The organism is Amylolactobacillus amylotrophicus DSM 20534, assembly GCF_001434555.1.
Lineage (GTDB): Bacteria > Bacillota > Bacilli > Lactobacillales > Lactobacillaceae > Amylolactobacillus > Amylolactobacillus amylophilus.
Window position 1 is genome coordinate 10497 of sequence record NZ_AZCV01000012.1, and the last position, 1050, is coordinate 11546.

Consider the following 1050-nt stretch of genomic DNA (forward strand, 5'->3'; position numbering starts at 1 on the left):
TAAAAAATGCAGATCCGTATGGACCTTGTAGGACTCGAACCTACGACCGGACGGTTATGAGCCGTCTGCTCTAACCAACTGAGCTAAAGGTCCAAGCTACCAATAGCGGCGAAGGGGATCGAACCCCCGACCTCCCGGGTATGAACCGGACGCTCTAGCCAGCTGAGCTACACCGCCAAAATATGTAATGAATTACAATCGGGAAGACAGGATTCGAACCTGCGACCCCCTGGTCCCAAACCAGGTGCTCTACCAAGCTGAGCCACTTCCCGTTATAAAAGAAAATCTTATAACCATTACATATTAGGAAAAAAATAAGAAAGTTAAAACTTTCTATGCACCCAGTAGGAGTCGAACCTACAACCTTCTGATTCGTAGTCAGACACTCTATCCAGTTGCGCTATGGGTGCGTTTAATAATAATGCCGAGGACCGGAATCGAACCGGTACGGTGATCACTCACCGCAGGATTTTAAGTCCTGTGCGTCTGCCAGTTCCGCCACCCCGGCATATTATTAAAGCGGAAGACGGGATTCGAACCCGCGACCCCCAGCATGGCAAGCTGATGTTCTACCACTGAACTACTTCCGCATAATGCCGACTAGACGATTTGAACGCCCGACCCCCTGATTACAAATCAGATGCTCTACCAACTGAGCTAAGTCGGCATCAATGCAATATTAACATTGTAAATATCATTTGGCTATCGCCAATACGGGTGAAGGGACTTGAACCCCCACGTCATAAGACACTAGAACCTAAATCTAGCGCGTCTGCCAATTCCGCCACACCCGCAGCATATAGTACCAAATGAGTCGCGAGAGGCTCGAACTCTCGACCCTTGGATTAAAAGTCCAATGCTCTACCAACTGAGCTAGCGACTCAATGGAGGATACAGGGTTCGAACCTGTGACCCTCTGCTTGTAAGGCAGACGCTCTCCCAGCTGAGCTAATCCTCCATTTTGAAAAGCGTGGCAACTTCCTATCCTCGCAGGCAGTCTCCCACCAACTACTATCGGCGTTAAGAAGCTTAACTTCTGTGTTCGGCATG

General features: G+C 49.1%; 10 tRNA genes and 1 rRNA gene. All 11 read right to left on the minus strand.

The annotated features are described in order from the left end of the window. Window positions 1-19: 19 nt before the first annotated feature. Window positions 20-93: transfer RNA gene (locus FC62_RS07685), tRNA-Ile, on the minus strand. Between the two features lie 10 nt (window positions 94-103). Further along, a tRNA-Met gene (locus FC62_RS07690) sits at window positions 104-177 on the minus strand. 21 nt (window positions 178-198) lie between these two features. Next, window positions 199-272, minus strand: a tRNA-Pro gene (locus tag FC62_RS07695). A 64-nt stretch (window positions 273-336) separates the two neighbouring features. Then, window positions 337-410 (minus strand) — tRNA-Arg (locus FC62_RS07700). Window positions 411-422: 12 nt separating this feature from the next. Next, window positions 423-508 (minus strand) — tRNA-Leu (locus FC62_RS07705). Between the two features lie 10 nt (window positions 509-518). Next, window positions 519-590, minus strand: a tRNA-Gly gene (locus FC62_RS07710). 4 nt (window positions 591-594) lie between these two features. Next, window positions 595-667: transfer RNA gene (locus FC62_RS07715), tRNA-Thr, on the minus strand. A gap of 45 nt (window positions 668-712) precedes the next feature. Further along, window positions 713-794: transfer RNA gene (locus FC62_RS07720), tRNA-Leu, on the minus strand. 16 nt (window positions 795-810) lie between these two features. After that, a tRNA-Lys gene (locus FC62_RS07725) sits at window positions 811-883 on the minus strand. 2 nt (window positions 884-885) lie between these two features. Continuing rightward, window positions 886-958, minus strand: a tRNA-Val gene (locus FC62_RS07730). Between the two features lie 10 nt (window positions 959-968). Then, window positions 969-1050, minus strand: a 5S ribosomal RNA gene (rrf, locus tag FC62_RS08565); the annotation flags it as partial.